Below are 23837 nucleotides of genomic sequence, written 5' to 3'. Positions count from 1 at the left end.
CCGGCCGGCGAAGCGGACTTTGCCGGCCGGATTTGCCAAAAAAATGCAAAGCTTCTGGAGTGTCTGCAACCATGTCGTCCTTTGATCCGGCTGCCGCTCCGAAGGACGTGGTGATCCATTATGACGTTCCATGCACGCTGAGTGACGGAACGGTGCTCCGCGCCGACGTAGCGCGGCCGGCCGGCGAAGGTCGATGGCCGGTTATTCTCGCCCGCACGCCCTATGGCAAGGCGGTCGCGCCGGGCTTCACGACCGACCTGACGCACGGCGCGCGGCACGGCTATGTCACCATCATCCAGGATGTGCGCGGTCGCGGGACATCAGACGGTAAGGATGATTTCCAGCCATGGGTCGATGAGGGACGGGATGGCGCGGAAGCCGTCGAATGGGCCGCTGCCCTCCCCTACGCCAACGGCAAAGTCTATATGAGCGGGCCATCTTATCTGGGTTTCGTTCAATGGGCGGCAGCAGCTCAACAGCCTCCCGCACTTCAGGCTATCAACCCGATCGTGCCGGTGGGCCATTTCAACCGCTCCTTCATCTATTGTAGCGGCGTCTTCGAGCTGGAGCTGAACGGTTACTGGTGGACAATGCTCGGCGTGGAAGCATTGATGCGCCGCGACTGGGACTCTCCCGAGGCCAAGGCCGAAGCCGTCACGCGCGCTGCCGCGTGGCTCGAAGCGCTGGCGCGGGACGGCTATGACCATCTCCCGCTCGACCGGTTCACGCCTGTAGCGAACAGCATTCAGGGCGCTCAGCTTTTCGATCTGCTCAAAAATGGCGCGAACGATCCATCAATGAAGGCCAGCGTCCGGTCGAACGAATATGAGAACATCAGCGTGCCCGCGCTGATCGTAGCGGGTTGGTATGACATCTTCATCCGGGGATCGATCGACCAGTTCGTCGGCCTATGCTCCAAAGGCGGCAGCGAATCGGCGCGACAGAAAAGCCGCTTGATCGTCGGCCCATGGGCGCATCATCCCCAAAGCAAGATGACCGGGGAACAGATCTCGCCCGGCTCCGCCGCGATCCAGGCGCTCAATCCCTTCGGCCATATGGGTCTCGCCGCCCGTTATTTTTCCGAGCTGAACGTAGTGGGGAACACGGAAGCGCCGGTCAAGATCTGGATCATGGGCGCGAATAGGTGGCGCGACGAACAAGAATGGCCGATAGCGCGCACCGTCGTCACGCCCTGGTATCTGTCGAGCGGCGGCCAGGCCAATACGAGCGAGGGCGATGGCGTCCTGTTACCGCAACAGGGCAGCGGCGGACCACCCGACGCCTTCATCTACGACCCGGCAAATCCCGTGCCCACGCGCGGCGGCGCGGTGTTCGGCGTAAGCTGCGTTCCGGGCGGCAGCGACCAGAATGTGATCGAGAAGCGCGATGACATACTCGTCTATACATCCGATATTCTGGATGAGGACATCGAAGTCACCGGTACGCCCTTTGTCGAGCTGTGGGTGAAGACCGATGTGGTCGACACCGATTTCGTCGCTCGACTGGTGGACGTGCATCCGGACGGCACGGCACGCCTCATCACCGACGGCATCATCCGCGCCCGCTATCGCGACAATCCCGACAACCCCACTCGTCCGGCGACGCCGCTGGAACCCGGCAAGCCCTATCTTCTGCGTATAGAGCTCCTGCCGACCAGCAATCTGTTCAAGGCGGGGCATCGTTTGCAGCTTGATGTCACCAGCAGCTGCTTCCCTCGCTGGGCGCGCAACCTCAACATCTGGGACGAATGGGGCGGCACCCTGGCCGAGGCGAAAATCGCGCATCAGCAGGTGCTTCATGACGAAACGTACCCATCCCGCATCCTGCTGCCGGTCATTCCTGGGGCACGCTGAACGGCGCCCCCGATAGCGTCAGAAGACCGCCGCCAGCCGTTCCGCCACGATCGATTTCGCCTCGTCCACGATACGGTCGATGAGCTGCTTCACCGTCGGGATATCGTCGATCAGCCCTGCGACCATGCCGCAACTCCAGGCTCCCGCATCGACCTCGCCATCGACCATGATGCGGTAATAGACACCCGCCACCTGCTCGGCGATATCCTCGAACCGGATGCTGTGACCCAGCGCCCGTTCCTTCTCGATCACCTGATCCACGGCAGGGTTCCGCAGCACCCGCTCGGTGTTCCTGAGCGGGCGCATGATGAGGCGCGTGTCACGCTCCCCGGCCTGGACGATGGCTTGCTTGACGCGATCGTGCACCGGCGCTTCCTGCGTCGCCACGAAGCGCGTGCCCAGGTTCATCCCTTCAGCGCCCAACGCGAGCACGGCGACGAGCGACTTGCCGTCCGCCATCCCGCCCGACGCGATGAAGGGAACCGAAAGCGCCTTCGCTGCCAGCGGCAACAAAATGAGGCCCGGCACGTCATCCTCACCGGGATGCCCGCCACACTCGAAACCATCGACGCTGACGGCATCGCACCCGATGTCCTGCGCCTTCAGCGCATGGCGGATCGAGGTGCATTTGTGGATGATCTTGACACCCGCCGCCTTGAGCGCGGGCAGATGCTCGATGGGGTTGTTCCCCGCAGTTTCGACGACCGGGATGCCCTTCTCGCAGATCACCTTCACATAGCCCAGGTAGTCGGGCGCGTTCACGACCGGCAGGAAGGTGAGGTTAACGCCGAACGGCTTGTCGGTCATGGCGCGGCACTTGTCGATTTCCGCCGCCAGATCCGCAGGCGTCCGCTGGGTCAATGCGGTCAATATGCCAAGGCCACCAGCCTCCGAGACAGCCGCCGCCAGTTCAGCCTTGCCGACAAAATGCATGCCCCCCTGAACGATGGGATATTGGATGCCGAACAACTCAGTGATGCGTGTCTGCATGAGGATTTCCTGAAAACTGGTGAGCGGTGATAATCTAGCCTGCGCTACCCCGCCATGACTCAATCGCGCAATTTTATGGTCGCAATTCGGGCAGAGGCACGCGCCTGGCGGCGTCATTCCACTGCATTCTCCCGCTCGACCGCCATCACTCGCTGATAGGCTGGGCGGGCTTCGAGCCTGCGGAAATACTCCACCGCGGCCGGAGGGAGATCATCGCCAAGGCCCAGCGCCTCCGCGAACTTGATGGCATAACCCACCGAGATATCGGCTGCGGTAGAACGACCGCCGCACGCATGGTCCCGCCCGTGCATCATGCCCATCGCAGCTTCGAGACGCTTTAGGACCCAGCGCCGATAATCCTCCGCCACTTGGGCATTGCGGCGCTCCGACGGCTCCAGCATCGTATATCGAAAATATTGCGTCTGCGGAACGGTGAGCGTCGCCTCCCCAATGTGCAGGATGTTGGGATAGTCGGCATAGGCAGGGTCGGATGGTGCGACCGACAGCCCGGCTTCAGGATGCGTGTCCGCCAAATATTGCGTGATGGCGGAGGATTCGCTCATCGCCGCCCCATCAACGATTAGGAACGGAAGGTCCCCAGCGGGTTGATCTCCAGATAATCGGGCGCGCGAAACCGGGGCGGGAATGGCAGCATGTGCAACCTGTAGGCTGCGCTCAGCTCTTCCAGCATCCACAGCGCGCGAAACGAACGCGCGCCATCACAATGATAGAGTTGAATCACGGCCTCTCCCTTGTTCAAACCAAAGCGTCGGCCGCCGCCAGAGCGCCCAGTCGATCCTCGCCATAGCCCAATATCCCGCGCAGCACGCGATCATTGTCCCGGCCATAAGGCGGAGCTCCCCCAGCGGTCGCCCGATCGCGTCTCTAACCTAAGCGGGAGAAGGCGGCGACCGCCTCCCCGCGAGCCACTCGTTCCGGACTTCCATGTCATGCTCGCCCAGCCGGGGGGGCGGGACGAGGCCACACAAATCCTTCAGGACAGTCACGGGCAAAAGCCCCCGGCATCTTGTAAGGACCGAAAGGACCAAAGGTCTCGATGAAGTCTCGCGCTCCAAATTGGGCGCTCTCGGCCAGATCGGCCACCGTCAGGATAGGCGCGATGCGGACCCCGCGCTCGATCGCGACGCCGACAAGCTCATCCTTGTGCCGCGTAGCGAGAATGGATTGCACCCAGGCCCGAACCGCATCGAGATCGGCTCCGCTCACCTCCCCGGCTATGATCTTCTCATGAAGCCTGCTCCAGTCCCAGTTGCCGAATAGGGGATGGAACCAGCCCTCGTCGCGCATCCATGTCATCAGCTTGTTGGACGCCGGACCGGCGGCTGGCCCGATGCCCAGGTGCATCTCCGCCAGACCGTCCGACACCGTCCATTTGGACTTGCGCGTGATCGACCCGCCGCCGCTGAAGTCCACGACATGCTCGTCCCCCGCCTTCCTGCGCGGTACGAAATCGGCATGCCCCACCCCTTCGGCGAGCACCGCCCCCAGCGTGCACTGAGGCAGCGTCTGCACGACCGCGAGATCGACATGCTGCCCTCGGCCCGTGCGGGCGCGGTCGGATCGAGCTAGGCTGGCCGCCCTTCCGCAGGAGTGCGGGATTCGATCAATATATCCACCGATTGCAGCAGACGATCCCACAACGCCTTGTCTCCACCGGGATCGGCGACGATGGAGTGCTTGCCCGCCGCATAGGTGGCCCAGAACAAGGACTCCTCGCCTTCGGCCCAGTCGGGTGCGAAGGGCGCGAGCCGCCGGGCGGGGTTCCCCCCTTCGGACTCCACCTGCACCACGTCCGCGCCCATCTGCGCTAGCATATGCCCGGCCAGTAGCCCCCGGTGATCGCACAGATCGAGAACCCTTTAGAGCTTCAGAAACCTCTCCCCATATCCCCTCATGTCCGGCAACGGAATTACCGCACGAGTTCTTGCAGCCCCGCGACTTCCCTGCGATGCTGCTCCGGTCCCGACGCCGGCACATGCTCGCCCGCCCGGTCGCCGATCCTGTCCATCTGCGACAAAATCGCCGCCGCCATATCCTCTTCCCCGATCAGATAAGCGCCGCTGGTCATAGTGACATGCGCCCGCGCGAAGCGCCCCGCTCCCGCTAGAACGATGGCCCGGCTCGGCGCTTCGTCGGCTGAAAGCGCCACGACTGCGGGAGCGACCATATCGCTGCCCAGCCGGGCAAGGTCGCCACTATCATAGAGGCCGCTGGTCATACCGGTTGCCGCGCTGGGGGCGAGGCAATTGACATGGATGCCGTATCGCTCTCCTTCGATCGCCAGCGTCTGCATCAGGCCGACCAGCGCCATCTTGGCCGCGCTGTAATTCGCCTGCCCGAAATTGCCATAGAGTCCCGACGAGGATGTGGTGAACACGATTCGGCCATAGCCCTGCTCACGCATCAGGTTCCAGACGGCGTGCGTGCAGTGGACCGATCCCATCAGGTTGACGTCGATCACCGTTCGGAAATCCTCGATGGTCGACTTGGCGAAGGTGCGGTCGCGTAAGATGCCGGCATTGTTGACGAGGATGTCCACCCGTCCCCACTGCGCCACGATTCCGTCGATCATCGCGGTCACGCTTGCGGGATCGGCGACATTGGCCGCACAGGCCGTGGCCTGTCCGCCAGCGGCGATAATCTCCTGCGCGACCGCCTCGGCGTCTTTCTGCGACAGATCGTTCACCGCGACCATGGCGCCGTGCCGCGCCAGCGCAAGGGCATGGGCGCGCCCAAGACCCTGACCCGCGCCGGTCACCAGAGCGACACGCCCGGAAAGCGAAATGAGAGGGGCTGTCATGAAGTCATCCTTTCGATGGCTGGCTCCGCTGCCTGCGGAGGGCGAAGGGGCCGCGCCGGTCAAGGCCGCGCGCCTTCGGTGTTGAGACGAATGAGCGGCTTCCCCGAGAAACCGCCGGTGAAAAGTTCCTCAACCGCTTGGGGGACGCTCTCCAGCCCGTCGCGGATTTCCTGCCACGGACGAACGGTTCCGTTCTCGATCCAGGCGGACATCTGCGCGCGAAACCCGCCCAGCAGGTCCGCGCGATCGGAATAGGGCAGATAGCCCTGGATATGGATCCGCTGCGTTACGATGCGGTTGAGGTGGTGCATCGTGTCGGATGCGCGCTCCTGATTGTAGCTGCCGATCATCCCGCTGATCGCGAACCGCGCATTCGGGTTCGCGCTGGCGAGCGCCACGTCGAGATGCTCGCCCCCCACATTGTCGAGATAGATGTCGATACCCTGGGGCGCTACCGCAGCCAGCTTTTCCTCCAGCGAGCCTGGAGTTTTATAATCGATCACGGCATCCGCGCCGATCTCTTTCAACCGCTCGCCCTTGGCGCTGCCGCCGGCGGAACCGATGACCGTGAGGCCGATGGCCTTGCCGATCTGCACCGCCGTGCTGCCGACCGCGCCCGCCGCAGCCGACACGAACAGCGTCTCTCCGGCCTTGGCTTTCGCTATTTCAAAGAGCCCGTAATAGGCCACGAAGCCGGTGGACCCCATTGCGTTGAGATAATGTTCGGGCGCGCCGGACGAAGGCAATTTTTCAAAGGCGGTCGCCGGTCCCTGCCCGTAATCGCGCATCCCGAACTGGTGCATGGCCCGGTCGCCGGGTTTGAAATCAGCGGATCGCGACTCGATCACTTCGCCGACCGCCCAGCCCGGAATGGGCTCGCCCAGCCCATAGGGCGCCAGATAGCCGCGCGTCTCCGCCGACATCCGCACCCGCATGGCCGGCCCGACCGTCAGCCAGACGTTCCGCACGCGCACCTCGCCCTCGGCGAGCGGCGCATCGTCAAAGTCGCGCAACGCGAAAAGGTCGCGGCTGGGCAGGCCCTGGGCGCGCTTGACGAGCGTCCATGCCCGGTATGTGCTTGTCATAACGAAGAAGTCTCCAGAGCTTTGGGGGCCGACCGCGATCCGCGCTCGGCATGTAGGGTCAGGGCAGCGGCAATGCCGAAGCAGACAACCGAGCCGTAAAAGGGCAGATCGGCCGATGACAGCAGCAGGCCGGCGGCGATGATCGGCCCCGTGGCGAGGCCGGCAAACTGCATCGTGACCCACAGGACCGACAGGCGGCCGCTGGGATCGATCGTGGCGACCAGCCCGGCGCAATAGGGCAAGATCAGCACCCAGCAGAACATGAAGATGAAGGCCGCCGCCGCGAAGATCGTCTGTCCCCTGTCAAATATGAAGATCAGCACAGCGACGCACAGGCCCGCCGCGCCAGCCGATATGGGCAGCCGCCGCCCCGCTTTATCGCCGATCCCGGATACAATCAGGCTCGCGACGATCCCGCCTATGGTCGCGAGCGACAGGGCGCTGGCAACCGCTTCGCCCGACATATTGCGATCCAGCCCCAGCACGCCCACTAGCGGCCAGGTGAGACCGACGCCGACCAGCAGAATGAACGTTCCCAGCAGCACCGCCGGGCCATACCCCCGGCTGGACCTTGTGCACGCCGTCCCCTGGGGCTGCAGCGTGACCGGTTCCGAGGGCAACCACCGGAGCAGCAGGATCGCCAGCACCGCCAGCGCGACGACGGACAGGAACAGCCATTCCGGGTGCCATGCCGCGCTGAAGCGGCTCAGCAGGCCGAGCATGATGGTGGTCATCGTCAGGTTCGCCGTCAGATAGATGGCGAAGATACGGTCCGGTATCGGCGTGGCTGCAATACTGGCCGACAGCATTCCCTGAAGCGCGCCCGCCGCCAGACCCGCGACGAACCGGGCGCCAATGAGTAACAGGAATGTCGAAGCGAATGCCGAAACCAGATTGGCGAGAACGATCAGAACCAGCCCGACGAACGCCGCCTTGCGCCGGTCGAGGCGGCTCAGCCATGCCGCGATGATAAGGGTGGTCGCGGTCGTGCCGCCCATTTCCGATGCGTTGATGAGCGCGATCTGGCTGTCCGTCAGGCCGAGTTTCGTGGACATGCCGGCGAGCAGGCCCGGCATCGCCACGATGATGGCGGCGCTCGCCAGACCCGTGAGGACGATGGACGCGACCGGCAAAAGCCCGACCGATGGGGGCGTAGACATGCCAATGGTCGCTTCGCCGTTCATCACGCGCCGATCGTCACGATGACTTTGCCGACCGCTGACCGGCTTGCCAGACGGGCGATGGCCTCGCCGCCCCGTTCGAGAGGGAAAATCTGGTCGATCTTGGGCGTGATGCGCTCTGCCGTCCACCAGTCGATCAGTTGCAGGATGTTGCGCCGGTTATGGTCCGGCGCGCGCTTGGCGAAGCCGCCCCAGAAGATGCCGCGAACATCGCAGGATTTGAGCAGCGGCAGATTTAGCGGGATCTTGGGTATCCCGGCCGGGAAGCCGACGACCAGATAGCGCCCTTCCCACGCGATGCAGCGAAGCGCAGGTTCGGCATAGTCGCCACCCACAGGATCATAGATGACATGGGCGCCCTCCGGCCCCACCCGTTCCTTGAACGCCAGCCCGAGGGCGCGCGCCTGATCCTTGTCGAAGGGCGCCCGGCCATAGACCATGACGTCGTCGGCCCCGGCGGCAAGAACCACCTGCGCCTTTTCCTCGCTGGACACGGCGGCCACGACGCGCGCGCCCATGACCTTGCCGATCTCGATCGCCGCCAGCCCGACGCCGCCCGCAGCACCCAGCACCAGCAGCGTCTCGCCAGCGGCCAGGTCGCCGCGATCAGCGAGCGCATGGATTGTGGTGGCATAGGTGAGCAACAGCCCCGCAGCCGCGACGGGATCCTGTCCTTCGGGAATCTTGAACGCATCGGCCGCGTCGAACACAGCATATTCGGCCAGCCCGCCGCTCGATTGCGCCAGCGTCGCGATCAGGCTGTCGCCCGGCTCCCAGCCCGTCACGCCCTCGCCCACCGCGTCGACGATGCCCGAAACCTCGACACCCGGCGCGAAGGGCCGTTGCGGCTTGAACTGATATTTGTCCTCAATCACCAGAACGTCGGGATAGTTGATGCCGCAGGCCAGCACGCGCACGCGCAACTGGCCCGGCCCCGGATCGGGAATAGGGACATCCGACAGGACCAGCGATTCCGGCCCGCCCGGATCGACGGAGAGCAGGGCTTTCATCACAGAACCTCGAACAGGCCGGCAGCGCCCATGCCGCCCCCGACGCACATCGTCACCACGACATAGCGCGCGCCGCGCCGGCGTCCCTCGATCAGGGCGTGCGCGACCAGACGCGCGCCCGACATGCCGTAAGGATGGCCGATGGAGATCGCCCCGCCGTTCACATTGAGCCGGTCTTCCGGAATGCCCAGCTTGTCCTGACAGTAGATGACCTGCACGGCGAAGGCTTCGTTGAGTTCCCAAAGGCCGATGTCGTCTATGGTGAGGCCGAAGCGCTGGAGCAGCTTGGGAATGGCGAACACGGGGCCGATGCCCATCTCGTCCGGCTCGGTGCCCGCCACGGCCATGCCGACATAGCGGCCCAGCGGGTGCAAGCCGCGCTCGGCGGCGAGGCCCGCGTCCATGACGACCACAGCCGCCGCGCCGTCGGACAACTGGCTCGCATTGCCCGCGGTGACGGTGCCGCCGTCCACCACTGTCCTGAGCGCGGCCAGCCCTTCGGCGGTGGTTTCGGGACGGGCACCCTCATCCCTGGTCAGCGTGACGAGCTGCGACGACACCGCGCCGGTGGCCTTGTCGCGCACCGTCATGGTTGCCTCGACAGGCACGATCTCGTCGTCGAACGCGCCATTCTGCTGCGCGGCGGCCGTGCACTGCTGCGACCGCAGCGCGTAGGCGTCCTGCCGCTCGCGCCCGATGCCATAGCGATGCGCGACGGTTTCGGCGGTTTGCAGCATGGGCATGAACATGTCTGGCACTATCGCCACCAGTTCGGGGTCCTCGTCGATCCTGAGTTCCTCGGTCTGCACCAGAGAAATGGATTCGACGCCGCCCGCGACGATGACCTTCATCCGGTCGACCATGATCTGCTTGGCTGCGGTGGCGATCGTCATCAGGCCCGAAGCGCATTGCCGGTCGAGCGACATGCCCGCTACCGTGACCGGCAGTCCGGCGCGCATCGCCGCCGTCCGCCCGATTGTGGACTGATAGCCCTGCTGCAACGATGCGCCCAGCAGCACATCGTCGACTTCGGCCGGATCAATGCCGGCGCGGGCCACCGCCGCCCGGATCGCGTGCGCGGCGAGAGTCGGCGACGGCGTCGCATTGAACGCACCGCGATAGGCGCGCCCAATGGGGGTCCGCGCGGCTGACACGATAACGGCGTCCTGCATGTTCAATCTCCTAGGCAGACCCTGAAGGGTCACACAAAAAACTGGGTTACCCACGTCGCGACGACGGCGGGCTTTTCCTGCCCTTCGACTTCCACGCAGATGTCCTGCGTCTGCTCGAAATGGCCGGGGTTCTTCTCTTTCACGTTCCTAAGCGTCGAAACCGAGCGGATGCGACTGCCTACCTTCACCGGCGACACGAAGCGCACACGGTCAAAGCCGTAGTTCACGCCCACCTTCATATCCGGCAGCCGCGCCGCGGTGGTCTTCTCCTCAAGGTAGGAAAGCAGCGACAGCACCAGAAAGCCGTGCGCGATTGTGCCGCCGAAGCGGGTCTCGCGCGCCCGCTCCGGATCGACATGGATATGCTGCCAATCCATCGTCGCATCGGCGAACCGGTCGATCATCGCCTGATCGACCGTCAACCAATCCGAATGGTGTGTGACCCCCCTGTCGGCCTGCAAACGCGCCAGCATGTCGCTCATCCGGCCCTGGCCTCGTCAAGCGACCGGCCATCGCGCGCCGCCTTAACCAGAAGGGGAGACAGCGAAAAGTCATCGCCGAGCCGATCGGCATAGCGCTCCAGATCTGCGACGATCTTGGCGAAGCCGACCTGCTCCGCCCAGAACATCGGTCCACCCGTATGGCGCGGCCAGCCATAGCCGTAGATCCAGACGACATCGATGTCCGACGCACGCTGCGCGATCCCTTCGCTCAGGATCTTGGCCCCTTCATTGACCATGACGTGCATGGTTCGGACCATGATTTCCTCGTCGGAAATGGCACGCGGCGTCACCCCAGCCTTCCCGCGGTAATCGTCGATGATTCCGGTCGCGACCGGGGAGGGAAGAGGACGCCGCTTTTCGTCATAATCGTAGAAACCGCCGCCCGCCTTCTGGCCCCAGCGGCCCACGGCGTTGAGCGCGTCGCGCAGGCTTTCGATGCGGGTGGGATCGCGGTGCCAGCCGATGTCGACCCCGGCGAGGTCGATCATCTGCAACGGCCCCATCGGCATGCCGAAGGCGACCGAGACGCGGTCGATCTGGTCGGGCGTCGTGCCCTCCAGCAGCATCTCCATCGCGCCCTCCAGCCGGGGGTCCAGCATCCGGTTGCCAATGAAGCCGAAGCAGACGCCCGACACGACCGGCACCTTGCCGATCTTGCGCGCGGTCGCCATGCCAGTCGCCAGCACGTCCGGCGCGGTCTTGTCGCCGCGAACCACCTCGACCAGCTTCATGATATTGGCGGGCGAGAAGAAGTGCAGGCCGACCACGTCCTGCGGGCGCTTCGTCGCCTCCGCAATCTCGTCGACCGAGAGGTAGGATGTGTTGGAAGCGAGGATCGCGCCCGGCTTGGCGATGCCATCCAGCCGCGCGAAAATCTGCTTCTTCACGTCCATATTTTCGTAAACGGCCTCGATGATGAGGTCGCAGTCCGCCAAGGCGTTGAAATCCAGCGTCGGCGTGAGCAGCCCCAGCGCGCCTTCGACCTGCGCGCTGGTCATCCGTCCCTTGGCGGCGGTGGCCTCATAATTTTTCCGCATCAGGCCGGTGCCGCGTTCGAGCGCTTCCTGCGCCATCTCGACGATGGTGACCGGAATCCCGGCGGACAGGAAATTCATCGAAATGCCGCCGCCCATGGTGCCCGCGCCGATCACGCCGACCTTTTCGATGGACCGCAGCGCGACATCCTTGGGCAGGCCATCGATCTTGGCGGCGGCGCGCTCAGCGAAGAAGGCATGGCGCAATGCCTTCGACTGCGCGCCGTCCATGAGCGTGTGGAAAAGGCTGCGTTCCTTTTCCTGTCCCTCGGCCAGCGGCAGGGCGGTTGCTGCCCGGACCGCCTCGATGCAGGCTTGGGGCGCATCAAGCCCCTGGATCTTGCGCGCATTCTGCTCCGCGAACCGGTCGAACTCATCGCCCTCGAAGGAAACGGCGCGCGCGCCCGTCGGACGCGGCGCGTTGAGCGTGACGGCGTAGGCGATAGCGTCTTCAACCAGGCTCGCTTCCGGCACGATCTTGTCCACCAGACCGATGTCCAGCGCCTTCGCGCCCGAAATCGGACTGCCCGACACGATCATGTCGAGCGCGGCGGGAATGCCGACAAGGCGGGGCAGCCGCTGGGTGCCGCCGGCGCCGGGCAACAGGCCCAGCGCGACCTCGGGCAGCCCGAGCTTCGCGCTCGCGGTGGCGACGCGATAATGCGCGCCCAGCGCAACCTCCAGCCCGCCGCCGAGCGCGGAACCATGGATAGCGGCCACGACCGGCTTGACGCTGGCTTCGATGGCGTCGATCACCACCGCAAGGCCCGGCTCGGCGAGCGGCTTGCCGAATTCGGTGATGTCCGCGCCCGCGCTGAACATCCGCCCCGCCCCGTGGATCACGATGGAGGACACGCCCTCATCGCTCTGCGCGGCGTCTATCGCCTGATAGATGCCGCGCCGCACATCTTCAGACAGGGCGTTGACGGGTGGATTGCCGATCCGGATTGTAAGGACGGTGCCGTGGCGTTGCGTTTCGATCATCTTATCTCTCTCAAAAAATGGTCTCGCCTAATGCGCTGGGCCGGGCGAAGGGGTGAGAAGTCGAAAGTCCTGCATCGACGACGAGGGCATGCCCGTTGACGTAGCTGGCCTCGTCCGATGCAAGGAAAGCGATGGCCTGCGCGATTTCGGCAGGACGTCCCCCGCGCCGCAGCGGGTTGAGCTTGCCGATGGAGCCTTCCCGACCCTTGGCGCGCGCCTTGTCGTAGAGGTCTCTAGTCATGCCGCTTTCGATGAGGCCAGGGCAGACCGCGTTGACGCGGATGCCCGATCCGGCAAGCTGCTGCGCCGCGATCTGGACGAGGTTCACGACACCCGCCTTCGACGCCGAATAGGCCGGGCCGCCCGCCCCCGCGCGCAGTGCCGCGACCGAGGCGGTGCAGACGATGGCGCCGGTCCTGCCGCCATCCAGCATGGTCCTCGCGCCATGCCGGACAGCCAGAAACGGACCGATCAGGTTGATACGCAGCACCTGTTCCCAGCTTTCAACGCTCTGGTCGAACAGCCCCGCCTCTCCGCCTGTCACCCCCGCATTGGCGCAGACAATATCGATGCCGCCGAAACGGCTCGTCGCCAGCGCGAACATCGCCAGCACATCCTCCTCCCGGCCCGCGTCGCCCTGCATGGTGATGATGGCGTCATTTCCGGCGAAGCTCTCCGCCAGTGTCGGGCTGGTATCGAACGCGATTACCTGCGCGCCCTCTTGAGCGAACAGGCGCGTGGTCGCCGCCCCTATGCCAGAGGCTGCGCCGGTGATCGCCACAACCTTATCCGTGAAGCGCGCCATTCTTACGCCACCGGAGCGATAGTCATGCCGCCGTCCACGACGATGGCTTGCCCGGTCACATAGGAAGAGGCATCGGACGCCAGGAACAGGGCCGCTCCCGCCATTTCTCCCGGCTCGCCGATACGCCGCAGCGGGATCTGCTGGCTGAACGCCTTCTCCTTGGCGGGATCTTCCCACAGCGCCTTGGCGAAATCGGTGCGCGTCACGCCGGGCGAGATGGCGTTGACCCGCACCTTGTGGGGTCCGAATTCGACGGCCAGATTGCGGACCATGGCGAGGTCAGCGGCTTTCGACAGATGATAGGTGCCGATCGTGTCCGAACCGATATAGGCGCCGATCGACGAAACGATGACGATCGATCCCGATTTGCGCTCGATCATGGACGGCGCGACCAGTTGCGCCAGCCAGTGGTTCGACAGGATGTTGTTTTCCAGGATCTTGCGGAACTGGTCGTCGTTGATGCCCAGCGTTGGCCCATAATAGGGGTTGGACGCCGCGTTGCAGACCAGAATGTCGATCGGGCCAAGCCGGTCCTGAGTGGTCTTAACCAATGCTTCCAACGCCGACTTGTTGGAAATGCTGGCTTCGATGGCCGTCGCGCGCGCCTCGCCATGACGCGCGCTGATGGCAGCGGCGACCTCATCGCAGGACGCCTGTTTGCGGCTGGAAATGACGACGCGGGCGCCCGCGTCAGCCAGCGCCTCCGCGATGGCGCGGCCGATGCCGCGCGACGATCCGGTCACGATGGCGGTCTTGCCGGAGAGGTCGAACAGGTTGCTCATGCTTCGTTCCTGACTGTGTTGGAAGCCGACCGCATCACAGCCTTGCCGGGCCGATCGCCATGCCACCGTCGATGAGCAGCGACTGCCCTGTCATGAAGGCGCTCGCTTCGGCTGCCAGATAGACCGCCGCGCCCGCCATCTCGCCCGGCACGCCGATGCGGCAGAGCGGCGTGCGCTTCGTGACCTGCTCGACCCCGGCCGGGTCTTCCCAGAGCCGCTTTGCGAAATCCGTCTTCGTGATGCCGGGCGAGATGGCGTTGACCCTGATGCTGTGCTTGCCCAGTTCCACGGCTAGGTTGCGAACCATCTGAAGGTCGGCCGCCTTGGACACATGATAGGTGCCGATCATACCGGAACCCAGATATGCGCCGAGCGATGCGACGATGATGATCGAACCGGCCTGCCGCTCGATCATGCCGGGCGCGACGAGCTGGACGAGCCACTGGTTGGACAGGATGTTGCCGTTGATGATCTTGTGGAATTCCTCGTCCGGAATTTCGAGCGTTGGCCCATAATGGGAGCTGACCGCCGCGTTGCAGACCAGAACGTCCACCGGCCCCAGCCGCCTTTCCGTTTCCGCGACCAGCGCCCGCAGATCGTCCTTTACCGAAATGTCCGCCGCGATCGCGTTGGCGCGCGTTTCGCCCATTTGCGCGTTTATCGCGGCGGCGGCCTCCTCGCACGCATCGAGATTGCGGCTGGATATGACCACCTGGGCCCCGGCGTCCGCCAGCGCCTCCGCGATAGCGCGGCCGATGCCACGCGACGACCCGGTAACGATGGCGACCTTGCCGCTGAGGTCAAAGAGCTTGTTCATATTTCTATCCAGTCTTCATGGTTCGAGGGCGCCGGCCAGCCGGGCCTGTTCCCAGCCGAGCCGCGCCATCGGCACGAGCTTGGCCGCGGCCTTTTCCGCCTCAAGGCTTGAAGCGGTGCCGTCGATGATGCGTTTGCGGATGCCTTGCACGATGCCGACGATGCGGAAGAGGTTGAAGGCGAAATACCAGTGCGGATTGGCGATGCGCGGCCGTCCGCTCATTTCGCAGTAGAGGTCGGTAATCTCGTCCAGCGAGGGAATGCCCGCCGCCTCCAGATCGACGTTGCCCAGCGCCGCAAGGCCGTCCGCCGGCATCAGCCAGTGCGCCGCAAAATAGCTGAAATCCGCCAGCGGATCGCCGATCGTGCTTAATTCCCAGTCGATCACCGCCAGCACCTTCGGCTGGGACGGATCGAAGATCAGGTTGTCCAGCCGATAGTCGCCATGAATGATCGTCGATGCCGACTGCTCAGGCACGGTCCGGCCCAGCCACTCCATCAGCTTTTCGACTTCCGGCACGTCCTCGGTCTGCGAGTCGCGATATTGACGGCTCCAGCGCGCGACCTGCCGCCCGAAGTAATTGCCGGGGCGGCCATAATCCGAGAGGCCGACCTTCGCCGGATCGAACCGGTGCAGCCGCGCCAGCGTTTCCACCATCTCGACATAGATTGCCCGGCGCCCCGTCGGCGTTTCGTCGGGCAGCGCGCCGTCCCACAGCGTCCGCCCCTTGATCCGCTCCATGACGTAAAAGGCCGATCCAATCACCGCGTCATCCTCGCACAGGGCGATAGGACGCGGCACGGGAAAACCTTCCGGATAGAGCGCGCTCAGCAGCCGATATTCGCGATCGACGGCGTGGGCGGAGGCCAGCAATGCGCCCGCAGGCTTGCGGCGCAGCACAAAATGCCGCGTCGCCGTGTCGAGCGCGAAGGTCGGGTTCGACTGGCCGCCCGCGAACTTGTCCAGGCTGATCGGCGCTTCGAAATCGGGGACATGCGTCTCCATCCACGCCGTCAATCTGCCGACGTCGAAGCCGTTATCGACAACCGCAGCCTCAGCCATCGCGGTCATCCCAACTGCTCCGGGCGAAGAAAGGTGAAAGCCCCGGCATCAGCGCGTCGCTCCGACATCGCCGCTCGACAGGGTGTCACCCACCACATCCTGATATTTCTTGAACTCCGCTCGTGCGATGGCGCGCGCATGCACCTCGTCGGGCCCATCCGCCAGCCGCAGCGTGCGGGTATTGGCCCAGTCGAAAGCGAGGTCGAAATCGTCGCACACGCCCGCGCCGCCATGCGCCTGAATGGCGTCATCGAGGATCTGGCACGCCATCATCGGGGCCTGAACCTTCAGCATCGCGATCTCGACTTGCGCGCTCTTGTTGCCGGCCTGATCCATCATGTCCGCCGCCTTGAGGCAGAGCAGCCGCGTCATTTCGATGTCGATGCGCGCGCGCGCGATGCGCTGCTCCCACACCGACTGGCTCGCGATCGGCTTGCCGAAAGCCTGCCGCGACAACAGGCGGCTCGCCATCGCTTCCAGCGCGTTCTCGGCGACGCCGATGGTGCGCATGCAGTGGTGGATGCGTCCCGGCCCGAGCCGTCCCTGCGCGATCTCGAAACCGCGCCCCTCGCCCAGCAGCATGTTGCTCGCCGGAACGCGCACATTGTCCAGGACCACTTCGCCATGCCCGTGCGGCGCATGGTCATAGCCATAGACGTTCAGCATGCGCTTGATCGTCACGCCCGGCGCCTCCATCGGCACCAGGATCATGCTCTGCTGGCGATATTTGTCGGCGTCGGGATCGGTCTTGCCCATGACCACCGCCACCTTGCAGCGCGGATCGCCGGTGCCGGTCGACCACCATTTGCGGCCGTTGATGACATATTCGTCGCCCTCGCGACGGATCGACGTCTGGATATTGGTGGCGTCCGAGCTGGCGACATCGGGTTCGGTCATCAGGAAGGCGGACCGAATCTCGCCGTTCATCAGCGGGCGCAGCCATTGTTCCTTCTGCTCCAGCGTGCCGTAGCGATGAAACACTTCCATATTGCCGGTGTCGGGCGCGGAGCAGTTGAAGATTTCCGAACCCCAGAACACCCGGCCCATCTCTTCGGCGCAGAGGGCATATTCGAGGTTGGTGAGTTGCTCGCCCTCGAACACGAAGCTGTTGTCGACATGCTCCTGGCCCGAATGCGGCGGCATGAAGAGGTTCCACAAGCCTTGCTCGCGCGCCAGCGGCTTCAATTCCTCGATGACCTGAATCACCTTCCAACGCGGTTCGGCTGCCACTTCGGCTTCGTAATCGGCCAGGCGCGGCTTGACGTTTGTCTGGATGAACGCGCGCACGCGGTCGCGAAAGGAAGTCTGGCGGGGGGTAAGGGCGAAATCCATCGTCTATTCCTCAGATAAAATCATGTCACGCTAGGATGTCAGTCCTGCATCGCGTCGGAGAGAAGCAGCGCCCGCACGTCATTTTTCATGACCTTGCCATTGGCGTTGCGCGGCAGAGGTTCGTGGTGAAAGCGGATCACCACCGGGATTTTGAACGCCGCCAGCCGCTCGCGCAGCCAGAGCTTCAGCTCGTCTTCGCTGATCGAATGGCCCTCGGCAATCAGGCACATCGCGCCGGGTTCCTCGCCCAACCTGTCATGCGGCAGGGCTACCACCGCCGCGTCCGTCACGGCGGGATGGCTGAACAGCGCGTTTTCGACCTCGACGGCATAGATATTCTCACCGCCGCGGATGATGACATCCTTGCTGCGGCCGACGATGGTGCAAAAGCCTTCCTCGTCCAGTCGGGCCAAATCGCCCGTCCGCAGCCAGCCATCGCCGAAGGTTGCTTGGGTCGCTTGCGGATTCTGCCAATATCCCATCACGATCTGCGGCCCTTGAACGCATAATTCGCCAATCTCGCCGACCGGGAGCGGTTCGCCCGCCTCGTTGACGACCCGCAGGTCGTCGACCGGCAGCGGCGGTCCGCAACTGTCGGGCCGGTTCAGATAGTCTTCCGCGCTGTGTCCGGTGATCGTGCCCGACGTTTCCGTCATGCCCCAGCCATTATAGGGCACGGCCGACAATTCCCGTTCGATCAGGAAGGGCAGGTCCGGCGCGGCCGGCGCGCCGCCATAAGGCACATAATTGAGCGAACTGAGATCGAACCGGTTTCTCTCCGGGGAATCGATCAACTGCCACGCGATGGTCGGGACGCCGCCTGCCGACGTGATCCGTTCCCGCTCGATCAGCCCCATCGCCTCGACCGCGTTCCACTTGTGCATCAGCACGACCTTGCCGCCGCAGGCGAAGGCGGACATCAGCAGCGCGGCGCAGCCAGTCACATGGAATAGCGGGATGGTCATCAAAGTGACCGATGGCGTGAGGTCGCTGATCGGCTCGCCGCGGCGCAACGCGCCGCGCTGGCCGATGAAATCCATCGCCACCAGGCCCGAAAGCATGTTCCTGTGCGTGCCCAGCGCGCCCTTGGGACGACCAGTAGTGCCGCTGGTATAGAAGATCGTCAGCGGATCGTCGGGTTTCATCGTGACGTCCGGCAACGGCAGGTCGGGCAACCGGCCATAGTCCACGACCGCCCCAATGATGGATTCGAGCAAAACCACGCCGGGACGCGATGACCGCGAAACGATGATTTTCAAGCGATCGGCGGATATCGGACTGCCGCTCATGACGCGCTCGAACCGCTCGCCATCGCAGAAAAGGACAGTGGAGCCGGACTGCTCCAACGCATAGGCGAGTTCCTCGCCCGTCCACCATGCATTGAGCGGCACGGCGATGGCCCCGCACACCGTCGCCGCAAACAGCGCCACCGGCCATTCGGGCAGGTTCCGCATAGCGATCGCAACACGATCCCCCTGCTTCACACCCTCGCGGACGAGATGGTCCGCCAGTGTCGCAACCGCCCGGAACCAGCCCTCATAAGTGACGCGCTCGTCGTTAAGGACCAGAAACTCACGCGCGCCATGCGTCGCCCGCACTTGCTTCGCCAGTTCGGCGACATTGGCGGGCAGGCTCGCCCATGTCCGCAACTCGCGGCCGTTGATGACTTCCTTGCGGATTTCAAAGCGCGAGCCCGGAACGCAGAGCTGCCCTTCTGCTTCCTTGAGCGACATGGCCGGCCAGGATTTAGTCATTGTGCGCTCCCACTCTTGCAAGTTTATCGACCGGGGCCGCCTCGACACCTGCCAGAAACGCCGCAATTTCATCCACCGCGCGCGCCGCTTCCGGCAGTTCCTGCGGGAAGAGATGGAAGGCATGCGGCAAATGCGGCCAGATACTCAGATGTACCGTCACCCCCAGCCGCCAGAGCGCGGCAGCGAAGGCGACATCCTGATCGCGCAGATATTCGTCGGACGACGCCTGGATGATCGTCGGCGGAAATCGCTCAAGGACGTCCGAAGCGGCTGCGGCCGGCGAAACGAGGGGATTGTCCACTGTCGTGACGCCCTGAAGATACAGTTCAGCGATCTTGGTCTGCGTTGTCGGCTCGCATGTCGGGTCGTCGGAACCCGGCGGCATCTTGTCGGGCGGCCGGAAATCGACCACGCCTGACAATAGGGCCAGTGCATCGGGCAGCCGGGCGTTGCGCGACACAAGGTCGATCACGAGCGCGGCGGAGAGGTTGCCCCCCGCGCTATCGCCCATCAAAGCGAGGTAGGCGGCCTCCAGCGGCCCGGCCGGTCCGTTGGCAGATGCGTAGGCATAAGCGCGCCCGGCATCCTCAAGACCCGCCGGAAACGGATGTTCAGGAGCCAGACGGTAGTTCGGCGCGAACACCGCGCGCCCGGTCCTTCGCGCGATGAGATCAATCAGATGGCGGTGCGTGTCCACCGACCCGGCGAACCAGCCGCCGCCATGGATATAGACGATGTGGTGGCCCGGCTCCGCCTGCGGGGGCATGAACCATTCGCCCGAACAGGTGCCGAGATCGACCAGCACCATAGAGCACCCGAATTCGCGCTCCGCACCTGTCAGGCAATAATTGTCCATGACGTAGCGCATCGCGACTTCGAGATCGTCCATCTCATCCGAGCGCGCGATCAGGCCCGCTATATGGTCTTTGACTCTTCGGGCCTGCGCCACGCTCAGATGTTCGGTCGGCATCGCTTTGCTGTCGTTTCTTTCTAGAAATGATATCCGAACGACGCGCCGATCTGGCGTGGCGGCTGATATTGGCTGAGCGCGAGCGATCCGATCAGCGCCGACACGACGATCACATTCGACTTCACCTGTTCATTGGTGACATTCTTGGCAAACAGGCTCGCCGTGATCCGCTTGTCGTCGCTCTCATAGTTGAGCGACAGGTTGAGCTTACCCACCGCAGCCTGCGAGGAAACCGGGATGTTGAACTCGCTGAAATATAGCCGCGACTTCCAGTCGTAGCGCGCGCCCAACGTGACCTTCCCCGATGAGATCGGCATCTCATAATAGCCGCCGGCGCTGACGCTGTATCGGGGCGCCTGCGGCAGGGTGTTGCCGTCGAGGTCGAACCGCCGTGTCCCGTCCGGATCGACCGTCCCCAGATTGGGGCGCGCCGGATCGCCGGTGTGGAAACGGTCGAAGGTCGCGTGGAGATAGGCGCCCGACACCTCGAACCGCAGCGCCTCGACTGGACGTATGACGGTTTCCGCCTCGATGCCGTAGATGGTCGCCTTTGCGGCGTTCACCACTTGCGTGGACGCGCCGTTGATCTGGTTCACCTGAAGATTGTCATACTTCATGTGGAACGCGGCGATATTGGCCTGCAATCCCCGGTCGAAGAACCAGCCTTTCAAGCCCGCCTCAAGGTTGGTGTTCTTTTCCGGATCGAAGGCGGGAGCCAGACCGCCGGCCGAAAAGCCGCCGCCCTTATACCCGGTGGCATATTTCAGATAGGCGTCGAGCGTATTGCTAAACGCATAGGAAGCGCCGACTTCATAGGTGAGCTGACTGGAAGACGTGCTCTGCCGCGGCAGCATGCCGACATAGCTGTTATAATCGTCCAGATCGACCTTCTTGTCGTGCGTGTATCGCACGCCGGCGAAGATTTTCGCCTCGGGCGTCAGCGCATATTGGGCATGGCCGAAAAAGGCATAGGAGGTCGTGTTGATCTTCGCGCCCAGATCGACCGGCATCGGCAGCAGGCTGATCGGAACCGAAATATCCTGCTTCAGCTTCTCGTGGAAATAATTGGTGCCGACGATGTAAGTGAATGGCCTGGACGCATCGGACGAGTAAAGCAGTTCCCCATAATATTGGTGGGTCTTATTGTTGAAGTCGGAATAGGTGTGCAGCGCGTCGGTGCCATCGCCGTCCTGGATGTTGTGGATCTTGGTATCCGCATAGGAACCGACCGCCTTGAGGTCGCCGCCCCCCAGCGCCCAGTTCAGCGTCAGGTTGACATTCTTGCCTTCGATCCGGCGCACAGCTTCGTTGTTATTGACTTCGCGCTTGCGGACGCTCCCCACCGACTGCCCCACCAGGATCGCTGGCAGGGGCTGGGTTGGATCAGGCGTGCCTTCGAGGAAGGTCGCCGGGCCATCGGAGTGATCGCGCTGGTACTCGACCAGCAGCCGGGCGTTGAAGCTATCGGACGGCTCCCACTTGATCTGGCCGCGAACCGATTGATTGTTCGCGTCGTCCAGCCGGCTAGGCGAGTTGGTGGTGACCAGATTGTTCGAGTAGCCGGGCGCGTAGGTCTGCTGGGTCGCCAGATTCTTCGTATAGCCGCGATTATATGTCTGCTGGGCGGAAAGACGGGCAGTCAGGGTGCCCGACGCATTGAGCGGCCCGCTGACATAGCCTGCCGTGTTGATCCGGCCGGGATCGATGCCCGCCGTGACGTCGAAGCCATAATGCACGTCCCGCGTCGGCTCGTTGGGGATGATGTTGACGGCGCCACCGGTGGCATTGCGGCCGAACAGCGTGCCTTGCGGGCCACGCAGAACCTCCACCCGCGCCACGTCGAGGAAGGTCGACAATGTCAGCAGCGGCTGCGCCATGTAGACGCCGTCCACCTGGATGGACACGCCCGAGTCGGAGCCCGCATTGATCGACGACCCGTTGCCGATGCCACGGATCGCGACGTTGGCCGAATTATAGCTGTTGCCGATCTGGATGTTCGGATTAGGTCCGACGAGATCGGTGAGCGCCACGGTCTGGGCGGCGCGCAGCTTGTCGCCGGAATAGGCAGACACCGCGATGGGCGTTTTCAGGATCGTCTCGCTGCGGCGGGATGCGGTAACCACAATATCCTCTATCTGGCCCAAGCCGGACGATTGAGCGCCCTGCGCGGGCGCGTCGGACGTCTGCGCCCAGGCCGCCGGAACGACTGCGGCCCCGCAAAGCAGCGCAAGCACGTAATGGCCTTTCATCATGATAACCCCTCCATCAATTTTGTCTTTTTGTGCCGATTCGCGTTGTATCGATTTCGGCTGGGGGGAGAATGATGGTTGATCGCACCCGCGATGTCTCAATTTACCGCAAGGCGGAAATCGCATTTAGGGCAATCGGCTTACAACCAGAAGCGGCCGGAGGAGATCATCGCCAGATCATGGGCGAATTCCCGGCGCACATGCGCAAGATCCTCCGTCCGCGATCCGCTCGCCACCAGCCGGATCATCTTTCCGGTGAACAGGGCCTGGGACAGCAGCGGATCGAGCGGGCGCAGCGACGACGAGATCGGCGTCAAGAGACGCCGCCAGGCGCTGTGCTGATCCGCGATGTCGGCCCAGATCGCGGATTGCAGCGACGGCTGACGGCTCGCTTCGAGCCAGACCCGGTAGATTGCGAGACTTTCCAGCGCATACTCCGTCGCTTCGCGAAAGAAAATGACGCTCGTTCGATCGATCAGCCTTTCCAGGCTTTCTTCCCCACGCTCCATCGACGCGACGATGCGATAGCGATCCTTCGCATTTTCAAACAGGCGATGCTGGGCGGTTTCGATCAGGCTGGCGGTCGTGGGAAAGTGGTAAAAAGCCGCAGACGGGGAAAGCCCCGCCTTGCTCGCCATTGCTTTCAGCCCGATCGCCGTCTGGCCCTTGGAAACCAGTTCGTCCAGCGTCGCCCGCAATATCGCTTCGCGCGTCACCGCCGACTTGCCGCTCTGTCGGGCGGGTTTGGCGGGGACAACCTTCTGCCCATGGCCCCACCGGTCGAGAGGGTCTTCGCCGCCATCGAACACCGCCTTCAAATCCTCTTCGGTCGGGCGGAGAACCAGCACGAAAAGGAGAAGCCCGACCGTTATGTCACCATAAGATCGCGCGGCAAGATCGCTGTCGCCATCCCCGGAGGCGGCTGCCCATTCGCTCCAGACCTGGGTCGCAGCGGCGAACCAGCGGCGGGCCAGCGCGAGGGATTCGGGGTGGCGCGGCGCGTCGAGCATGATTTCGGTCCAGCACGCCCCACGCACACGCTGCTCCCCGGCAACCTTGGCAAGAAAGGCGATAAGCCAGGATCGCGGGCATCCCGCCCCTCCCCGCTCGCTCGACCCGGCGGCATCATCGCTGGGAAGAAGCAGCGTGTCATGGTCCAGCATTTCCTGGGAAGCGGCCGCCAATATGTCAAACTTGCTGGCGAAATGGTAGGTCGTCGATGCAAGCGAAACGCCTGCGGTGCGGGCGATTTCCCGGTGAGTCATGCCCGCGATTCCGCGCTCCGCCAGCACCAGGATCGCCCCTTCGATGATCCGTTTGCGGGTTTCGACGGACCGCGCCTGCGCCGGCGCGCGCTTCGGCTCACGCGCCCCGACTGGCTTGTCCGGCAGGGTCGAAAGGCGACGGGCGACGGCCAATGCGGAACTATCCTC

General features: G+C 64.0%; 22 protein-coding genes. 1 reads left to right on the top strand and 21 read right to left on the bottom strand.

Annotated features, from left to right (window positions below; translation table 11 throughout):
- Positions 1–71 precede the first annotated feature (71 nt).
- The gene (locus A0J57_RS16950; protein WP_061937500.1) at positions 72–1853 is read left to right on the top strand and encodes a CocE/NonD family hydrolase; all 1782 of its coding nucleotides are present in this window, start codon (positions 72–74) and stop codon (positions 1851–1853) included.
- 18 nt (positions 1854–1871) lie between these two features.
- Here A0J57_RS16950 and A0J57_RS16945 read toward each other — a convergent pair whose 3' ends face one another.
- The 21 genes from A0J57_RS16945 to A0J57_RS16850 all read right to left on the bottom strand — a co-directional run bounded on the left by A0J57_RS16945 (position 1872) and on the right by A0J57_RS16850 (position 23822).
- Positions 1872–2843 carry a nitronate monooxygenase family protein gene (locus tag A0J57_RS16945; protein ID WP_044660895.1) on the bottom strand — a complete coding sequence of 324 codons (972 nt, stop codon included), beginning with the start codon at positions 2841–2843 and terminating at the stop codon, positions 1872–1874.
- A 113-nt stretch (positions 2844–2956) separates the two neighbouring features.
- Positions 2957–3490: a glutathione S-transferase family protein gene (locus tag A0J57_RS16940; protein WP_369118715.1), complete on the bottom strand. Its 534-nt coding sequence runs from the start codon at positions 3488–3490 to the stop codon at positions 2957–2959.
- On the bottom strand, positions 3424–3585 hold the full coding sequence (locus tag A0J57_RS26940; protein WP_235600892.1) for a hypothetical protein: 162 nt from the start codon (positions 3583–3585) through the stop codon (positions 3424–3426). The genes A0J57_RS16940 and A0J57_RS26940 overlap by 67 nt, the downstream gene beginning before the upstream one ends.
- A 206-nt stretch (positions 3586–3791) precedes the next feature.
- Positions 3792–4502 carry a CoA transferase gene (locus A0J57_RS16935; protein ID WP_076605765.1) on the bottom strand — a complete coding sequence of 237 codons (711 nt, stop codon included), beginning with the start codon at positions 4500–4502 and terminating at the stop codon, positions 3792–3794.
- Positions 4430–4711, bottom strand: a complete 282-nt coding sequence (locus A0J57_RS16930) for a CoA transferase (RefSeq protein WP_268873893.1) — start codon at positions 4709–4711, stop codon at positions 4430–4432. The genes A0J57_RS16935 and A0J57_RS16930 overlap by 73 nt, the downstream gene beginning before the upstream one ends.
- A gap of 62 nt (positions 4712–4773) precedes the next feature.
- Positions 4774–5664: an SDR family NAD(P)-dependent oxidoreductase gene (locus tag A0J57_RS16925; RefSeq protein ID WP_061937490.1), complete on the bottom strand. Its 891-nt coding sequence runs from the start codon at positions 5662–5664 to the stop codon at positions 4774–4776.
- Between the two features lie 59 nt (positions 5665–5723).
- Positions 5724–6749 carry an NADP-dependent oxidoreductase gene (locus A0J57_RS16920; RefSeq protein ID WP_061937487.1) on the bottom strand — a complete coding sequence of 342 codons (1026 nt, stop codon included), beginning with the start codon at positions 6747–6749 and terminating at the stop codon, positions 5724–5726.
- A complete protein-coding gene (locus A0J57_RS16915; RefSeq protein ID WP_158298521.1) occupies positions 6746–7909 on the bottom strand; it encodes an MFS transporter in 1164 nt (387 codons plus the stop codon). Before A0J57_RS16915 ends, A0J57_RS16920 begins: the two co-directional genes overlap by 4 nt.
- A 23-nt stretch (positions 7910–7932) precedes the next feature.
- The gene (locus A0J57_RS16910) at positions 7933–8940 is read right to left on the bottom strand and encodes an NADPH:quinone oxidoreductase family protein (RefSeq protein ID WP_061937481.1); all 1008 of its coding nucleotides are present in this window, start codon (positions 8938–8940) and stop codon (positions 7933–7935) included.
- Positions 8940–10112, bottom strand: a complete 1173-nt coding sequence (locus A0J57_RS16905) for an acetyl-CoA C-acyltransferase (protein ID WP_061937478.1) — start codon at positions 10110–10112, stop codon at positions 8940–8942. Before A0J57_RS16905 ends, A0J57_RS16910 begins: the two co-directional genes overlap by 1 nt.
- A gap of 29 nt (positions 10113–10141) precedes the next feature.
- Positions 10142–10594, bottom strand: a complete 453-nt coding sequence (locus A0J57_RS16900; protein WP_061937476.1) for a MaoC family dehydratase — start codon at positions 10592–10594, stop codon at positions 10142–10144.
- A complete protein-coding gene (locus A0J57_RS16895) occupies positions 10591–12633 on the bottom strand; it encodes a 3-hydroxyacyl-CoA dehydrogenase NAD-binding domain-containing protein (RefSeq protein WP_061937473.1) in 2043 nt (680 codons plus the stop codon). Before A0J57_RS16895 ends, A0J57_RS16900 begins: the two co-directional genes overlap by 4 nt.
- Before the next feature lie 10 nt (positions 12634–12643).
- On the bottom strand, positions 12644–13438 hold the full coding sequence (locus A0J57_RS16890) for an SDR family NAD(P)-dependent oxidoreductase (protein ID WP_061937470.1): 795 nt from the start codon (positions 13436–13438) through the stop codon (positions 12644–12646).
- 2 nt (positions 13439–13440) lie between these two features.
- Positions 13441–14220 carry an SDR family NAD(P)-dependent oxidoreductase gene (locus A0J57_RS16885; protein ID WP_044660902.1) on the bottom strand — a complete coding sequence of 260 codons (780 nt, stop codon included), beginning with the start codon at positions 14218–14220 and terminating at the stop codon, positions 13441–13443.
- A gap of 34 nt (positions 14221–14254) precedes the next feature.
- Positions 14255–15037, bottom strand: coding sequence for an SDR family NAD(P)-dependent oxidoreductase (locus A0J57_RS16880; protein WP_044660903.1), 783 nt, complete (start codon positions 15035–15037; stop codon positions 14255–14257).
- Positions 15038–15052: 15 nt separating this feature from the next.
- On the bottom strand, positions 15053–16108 hold the full coding sequence (locus tag A0J57_RS16875; RefSeq protein ID WP_082718703.1) for a phosphotransferase family protein: 1056 nt from the start codon (positions 16106–16108) through the stop codon (positions 15053–15055).
- 39 nt (positions 16109–16147) lie between these two features.
- On the bottom strand, positions 16148–17431 hold the full coding sequence (locus A0J57_RS16870) for an acyl-CoA dehydrogenase family protein (RefSeq protein ID WP_061937467.1): 1284 nt from the start codon (positions 17429–17431) through the stop codon (positions 16148–16150).
- 38 nt (positions 17432–17469) lie between these two features.
- A complete protein-coding gene (locus A0J57_RS16865) occupies positions 17470–19185 on the bottom strand; it encodes a class I adenylate-forming enzyme family protein (RefSeq protein WP_061937464.1) in 1716 nt (571 codons plus the stop codon).
- Positions 19178–20134, bottom strand: coding sequence for an alpha/beta hydrolase (locus A0J57_RS16860; RefSeq protein ID WP_158298520.1), 957 nt, complete (start codon positions 20132–20134; stop codon positions 19178–19180). The genes A0J57_RS16865 and A0J57_RS16860 overlap by 8 nt, the downstream gene beginning before the upstream one ends.
- A gap of 41 nt (positions 20135–20175) precedes the next feature.
- Complete coding sequence (locus A0J57_RS16855) at positions 20176–22407, bottom strand: TonB-dependent receptor (RefSeq protein ID WP_061937458.1); 2232 nt, start codon at positions 22405–22407, stop codon at positions 20176–20178.
- Between the two features lie 137 nt (positions 22408–22544).
- On the bottom strand, positions 22545–23822 hold the full coding sequence (locus A0J57_RS16850; RefSeq protein ID WP_061937455.1) for a TetR family transcriptional regulator: 1278 nt from the start codon (positions 23820–23822) through the stop codon (positions 22545–22547).
- Between the last annotated feature and the right edge of the window lie 15 nt (positions 23823–23837).

The organism is Sphingobium sp. 22B, assembly GCF_001580035.1.
Taxonomy (GTDB): Bacteria; Pseudomonadota; Alphaproteobacteria; order Sphingomonadales; family Sphingomonadaceae; genus Sphingobium; species Sphingobium fuliginis.
This window is presented reverse-complemented; position numbering and strand designations above follow the sequence as displayed.